The organism is Microbacterium sp. MRS-1 (assembly GCF_000585455.1).
In the GTDB taxonomy this organism is placed as follows: Bacteria; Actinomycetota; Actinomycetes; order Actinomycetales; family Microbacteriaceae; genus Microbacterium; species Microbacterium laevaniformans.
Genome location: NZ_JAUF01000028.1, coordinates 1 through 5,584 on the forward strand (window position 1 = coordinate 1; position 5,584 = coordinate 5,584).

5 protein-coding genes are annotated in these 5,584 nt (G+C 66.3%); 3 read left to right on the plus strand and 2 right to left on the minus strand.

Annotation, left to right across the window (positions count from 1 at the left end):
- The 3 genes from AS96_RS06300 to AS96_RS06310 all read left to right on the plus strand — a co-directional run.
- A partial coding sequence (locus AS96_RS06300; RefSeq protein WP_197017267.1) for a transposase occupies window positions 1-256 on the plus strand: 256 nt, incomplete at its 5' end.
- A gap of 153 nt (window positions 257-409) precedes the next feature.
- Entirely contained in the window at window positions 410-1,861 is a 1,452-nt protein-coding gene (locus tag AS96_RS06305) for an ATP-binding protein (protein WP_036287096.1), read from the plus strand.
- Window positions 1,858-3,843, plus strand: coding sequence for a Druantia anti-phage system protein DruA (locus tag AS96_RS06310; protein WP_036287101.1), 1,986 nt, complete (start codon window positions 1,858-1,860; stop codon window positions 3,841-3,843). The genes AS96_RS06305 and AS96_RS06310 overlap by 4 nt, the downstream gene beginning before the upstream one ends.
- On the opposite strand, the gene AS96_RS06315 is transcribed toward AS96_RS06310, so the two are convergent.
- Together AS96_RS06315 and AS96_RS06320 are read right to left on the minus strand one after the other, a co-directional pair.
- A complete protein-coding gene (locus AS96_RS06315) occupies window positions 3,844-5,073 on the minus strand; it encodes a PD-(D/E)XK nuclease family protein (protein WP_036287104.1) in 1,230 nt (409 codons plus the stop codon).
- Window positions 5,061-5,369, minus strand: coding sequence for a hypothetical protein (locus tag AS96_RS06320; protein ID WP_036287108.1), 309 nt, complete (start codon window positions 5,367-5,369; stop codon window positions 5,061-5,063). Before AS96_RS06320 ends, AS96_RS06315 begins: the two co-directional genes overlap by 13 nt.
- Window positions 5,370-5,584 lie beyond the last annotated feature (215 nt).

A 5,584-nucleotide genomic window follows, 5' to 3' on the forward strand; every position in this document is an offset into this window, starting at 1 on the left:
GTCGCAGATCTGGTCCAACAACCCCAACGAGCGACTCAACCGCGAGATCCGTCGCCGCACCGACAGCGTCGGCATCTTCCCCAACCGCGACGCCATCGTCCGCCTCGTCGGCGCCGTCCTCGCCGAGCAGACCGACGAATGGGCCGAAGGCCGCCGCTACCTCGGCCTCGACATCCTCGCCAAGTCCCGCCTGCGCCTGCTTCCCGACACCGGCCCCGAGGAGGTGACCGACAGCATCCTCGAACTCAGCGCCTGACCCAGCACCGAAGGATCACAAGGCGGCTACACCACTACCGGGGACTTGACCACCGCGCGGGTGTCACAAGAAATCGCGCGGATTCATTGCCTGCGCTGACGTGCCCGGCGAGCTACTCTGAAGTGACCCCGTTCCGCACTGAAGGGACCCCGCATGGACCGGATTCATCGGCGCGATGACAGCCTTGTCATGCCCGCGAACTTCATCCGCGCCGTCCGAGAATCTGGCTACCTGAACGTGTCGAGCGCTCTTGCCGAACTCGTCGACAACTCCCTCCAGGCTGGCGCGACGCTCGTCGACATCCGGGTCGATCGAGACGCTGACCGCAACCTGCCCCGGATCAGCATCGAAGACAACGGCGGCGGCATGGATACTGCAGAGCTGGCAGCGTGTCTGCGCTTCGGGGGCTCATCGCGGTTCGATGCACGCGATTCCTTCGGCAGGTTTGGGATGGGACTTCCCGCCGCGTCCCTCAGCCAGGCGCGACGAATCGAGGTCACCGCATGGCGGCCGGGATCTACAGCGCAGTCCGTGACGCTCGACGTCGACGCCGTCGTGACTGGCCACCCCGCCGATCTCGCCCCGTCGCCAGGCTCAGCCGGCGAGTCGCCGTCGGGCTGCCGGGTGGTCTGGCACGACTGCGACCGCATCGCGTACCAGCGCCTGGCGTGGCTGGAACGCGCTCTCCACAAAGACCTTGGACGGATGTTCCGCCGCTTCCTCACCGGCGCGTTCACGCTGCGCATCAACGGCAGCATCGTCGAGGCGTTCGACCCGACGATGCGGACGACGACGCTCCACGGGCATACCGCGCGGCTCGCGTTCGAACCACTCCAATACGAGATCGCGACCGCCACCGGATCGACCAGCCATGTCACGGTCACCTTCACCATGCTGCCGGTCGCGCAATGGCACAACCTCGACAACACCACAAAACGTCGCCGCAGCATCATCGGAGGCGGCGGCGTATCGATCCTCCGCGCGGGACGAGAGATCGCGAACGGTTGGCACCTGATGGGCGGCAAACGCAAGGAGAACTACGACGACTGGTGGCGATGCGAGATCGAGTTCCATCCGGCGCTTGATGAGCACTTCGGCATCACCGTCAACAAGCAGGGGATCCGCCCCAGCGCCACGCTCCGAGAAGCCCTCGAGCCGGAGCTCGAGTCTGTCGCTCGGATCCTGAACGCCCGGGTGAGGCAGGCGTTCGAAGAGGTAAAGTTTGAGGCCGCGGTCCAAGGCTCCTGCCGAATCGCCGGTGCCGCGGATGCGGATCTACCCGTGATCCGCACCCGCGGGCGTGCTCACGGCGCGCTGAGCTATCGCCTGGGCGCCAACCAATTGACCGGAGATTCCATGTTCGACCTGACGCTGCGGCAACGCCTCCTCAACGTCACGATGAACACCGATCACCCGGGCTACGCTGCGCTGTACCGGCCACTGCAGGAGATGGGCGACGCCGCCGCGCCAGTACGCACCGCCCTCGATTTGCTTCTGCTGTCCTTCGCACGATCCATCGCCGCCGCCGGCGCCCACGAGGAGGACTACCGAACCCTGCTGCTGGAATGGGGCACCACATACGGGCGGATGCTGGAGAAGTCGTGACTAACGAAGACGAGACGAAATACGTCAACATCTCCCTCCCGGCCGGAACATCACGGACTGAACGCGAGGGATTCCTCCGTCTCTGCAAGGTGCTCTCCACCGTGCCCCTCGATCCCCGGCGGCGCGTGGTCCGAGAGCGTGTGTTCGCGGAGGCCGAGATCACTGACCTCTACAATCGCCCCACGCTCGGCGCGGCCGCGCACACCCTCATCGACCTCGCCGAACAAGGGTGGACACTCAAGCTGTACCGGCACGGCCCACTGCTCATGCCCCCTCCATCGCACCCCGACCCCGAGACGGAGAAGGCCCGCATCCGGCGGCAGGAGCACCTTCGACGTGACCCTCAGCTCCGCCAACCGAGCGTGCGCCGATTCATCGAACGCATGGAGAAGCCTCGCGAGCATGCGAGCGGGCTGGTGTCGATCTTCAACTTGATGCGTGATGGTCGAGAGCTTGCCGACGCGCTAGAGACCGCGGATAACCCGAGCGCTGTGATACAGCCGTACGTGCAGATCGTCGATAGCGGGAAATGCGAGCACACCGGACTCGCACTACACGACATCTGGCGGTACTTCCGCCACACCTGGTCGAACGCGTATTTCACCGTGCCGGGACGGTCCATGCCGATCCTGGTTCGCGACGCCGCCACCGCGCACCATGCGGTCATCGGACTCGCCGCCATCTCCAGCCCCGTCGTTCAGATCGCCGAACGCGACCAGTGGATGGGATGGGACACCGACACCTTCCTCGAATCGATCCGCGAGACGCCGACACAGAAGGTGGCGCAATGGCTGTCCGCGCGCATCGACACACAACTCCACGAGATCTATGTCGAGGACCTGCTCAATGACGACGTCCTCCAGCCCGCGGCACTGCAGCAGCCCACCCTCGAGGCGGTCGCGCTCCTACGCGCCGACGCCGAGCGACACCGGCAGAAGCACCACCGCACACCATTGCGGGAAGTCCGGCAGATCGAACGAGACGACTGGGCTGAACGGGCCCGAACTCCCCTGTTCCGCAGCAAGCGGGCAACGGCACTCGCGGACACGCTTGAGACTGCTCTCGTCCTGAATCCCTATCTGCAGCCCACGCCGACCGCCGAGGGTCTCGCCGCGGCGTTGAAGGACAGTAAGGCGAGGACGCAGGTACGTCGGCTTGTGCGTCGCGCGCGCGGCGAAAGGGTGGGGACGGTCATCGCGGACCTGACGGTGTGCGGAGCGGTGGCGCCGTACAACGCTCTGGCTGCCGGCAAGCTCGTCGGTGCGCTAGCCGTCTCCCCGAAAGTGATATCCGCCTACCGCACCAAGTACGCGCGGCCCAGTGAGATCGCGTCCGCGATGGCCGGACGAGGCATCGAACGCGAGTCGCGCCTCGCCTTTATCAGCACGACCTCGCTCTACGGAAGCGGATCCAGCCAATACAACCGGCTGCGGTGGCCGGCTGAGGTCATGGGTGGACCGGGTGACCAGCAGATCAGCTTCCATCAACTCGGACGCTCCCGGTCCTTCGGCACGTCGCAGTTCACGGACGACACCGTCGACGCGCTCGTCAGACTGTCCCGACTGCAAGGCGCGACGGTCCGGGTCAACAGCCTGTTCGGTGAGGGCGTCAGCCCGCGGTTGCGGAAGGTTCGGCTCGGTCTTGCTGCGCTCGGATGGTCAAGCAACGAACTGCTCAAGCACGGCCGCGAAAGAATCGTGTACGGAGTGCGGTTAGTAGAGAATCTCCGCGACTACTCGCTCGGCATCGACCCGGACCCTAGCTATCTCGTGGATCCCGAACAGGTTGAAGGGGAAGCTGCGGTCGCTCAGTGGTGGTTCGAACGCTGGGGGCATCGCCGTGCCCGTCAAGCCGCTGTCGCCGAGTCGATGCGCACCCACCGGTTGGTGCGCCCCCTCCGGCACGGGGCACGCGTGTCACTTCCCGACGTCGAGGATGCGCCGTCCGAGCAGACATCGCCGGCGACCGCCCAGCAGGCTTGACTATCGGGACACCACGGACAGGATCTCGGAGCTGCTGTTTGCTGAGGCGATCAGAGCATCCGCCTCGTCAGGGTCGATAGTGCGTTTCACACCCAGGATCCTCACCTGCTCGCCGACCGGCAAGGTGAACGATGGGCGGGGCGTACGCACGAGTAGGTCGCTGCCAGTACGCCTCTCCCGCAGCACCCAACTCTTCACGCCGTGCTCCCGCAGCACCGTTCCCTCCACGTCGTACCAGCCGCCGTCGACAACATCCACGGTGTTCGACGCACCCCCTTCCCAGTACGCGTCGCACAGGCCGCGCACGTCACACGCGCCGCACTGCTCCCCCACGACGGCTGCCGGACGGTCCGCGGCAACCATAGCGTCGGCGCGACCGACCCTGGCGGTCACCTCCGCGCGGAGCTCCGCGAGTTCCGCCTCCGTCGGGACGGCCACCACCACATCCCGGTGCGGGTAGGCGACAACCAGCGCGGTCACCGGGAGAGCGTCGGGGTTGCTCTCGCGGTCATCCGTCCACAACAGCGCGTACAGCCGGAGCTGGTCCCGGTGGGTCGGGGCCTCGGCGCCTGTCTTCGTGTCCGTGATCTCCGCGCCGTCGGCGTCGACGCTGAGCACGTCGACGCGACCTTTCACACGCAGGTGCGCGGCCACCAGTTCGCGTTCGGGATGGGTACCTCCCCGAATCGGATAGCGCTTCACGGGTAGCCGGGTCGGCGCACCGGCCGGCGCCGGCGTGGGATGTGGGTGCAGCGTCATGCGGTTGAGGTAGCTCTGGATCTGTTCGCGCGCCTCCGGCAGCCAGTCCGAGAGGGCACGGTCGACCTGTTCTCGCCGGTCCGCGCTCATCCGAGGGTTGCCATCGAGTCGTCGTAGTTGTTCGTCAAGGGTGCGCTGCGCGACAGCCGTGTAGCCTCCGAGATCCCGCAGCACCGTGACGGCGTCGGCGGTACGCGGCGAGACGCAGCCCGCCGTGACCAGTGCGGTGACGATGATCTGCAGCGCCCCGTGCACCACGTCACCCTTGATCGCGGGCAGGTTCGGCAGCCGCGGGTACCCGCGTTGCTTCCACAGATCCGGGTAGTCCGCTCGCGCCAGGGCGAATCGGCGCGGGCAGGTCTCGGCTTCCTTCAGTGAGGAGTAGCTCCACATCGCGGGCACGGCCGGCAGGACCGCAGGGCCGTGGCTGATACCGGTGTCGTAGAGTCTCGTCTCGTTCAGCTCAGCCACCGCAGCACCTGCTGGCTCGCGACGGGCAGGTTTCGGGTGACGACGATGTCGTCGATCGGGTGGATCGGTACACCACCGAGTTCTTTTGCGTCCCAGAGTTCCTGCGTGGGCGGGGTGTCCCGGGTCAGCGGACTCTGGATGTAGAAGATGCGGTCACCGCCATTGCCGCGAGCGAGAATCGGGGCCGTGACCGACCCGATCCCCGGGATGAGCGCCGGTTCGTTCTTCAGGAACTCGATGCCCGCGATGTCACGGCTCTGCAGGTCGGCGAGTAGCTTGTCGATCGACTGGCTCATCCGGACCTCGTTCAGCACCGGGCTGGTGCCGTCCAGGACATACCGCAACAGGGCAGCACCGATCTGACGGTCGAGCAGGTTGTGCTCGAACCGGTTGCGGAAGCTGCGCAGGCACCGGTAGCAGGACGCGTCACAGTCGGCCGGGCAGTGTTCTAGGCCGTGTTGCTAAATGCTGTTGTGGGGCGGGTGGGCGATCCTTGAGGTGTGTCGCGAGA

Coding starts and splice junctions, on each gene's coding strand:
- AS96_RS06305 (WP_036287096.1), top strand. CDS start 410: ATGGACCGGATTCATCGGCGCGATGACAGCCTTGTCATGCCCGCGAAC.
- AS96_RS06320 (WP_036287108.1), bottom strand. CDS start 5,369: ATGAGCCAGTCGATCGACAAGCTACTCGCCGACCTGCAGAGCCGTGAC.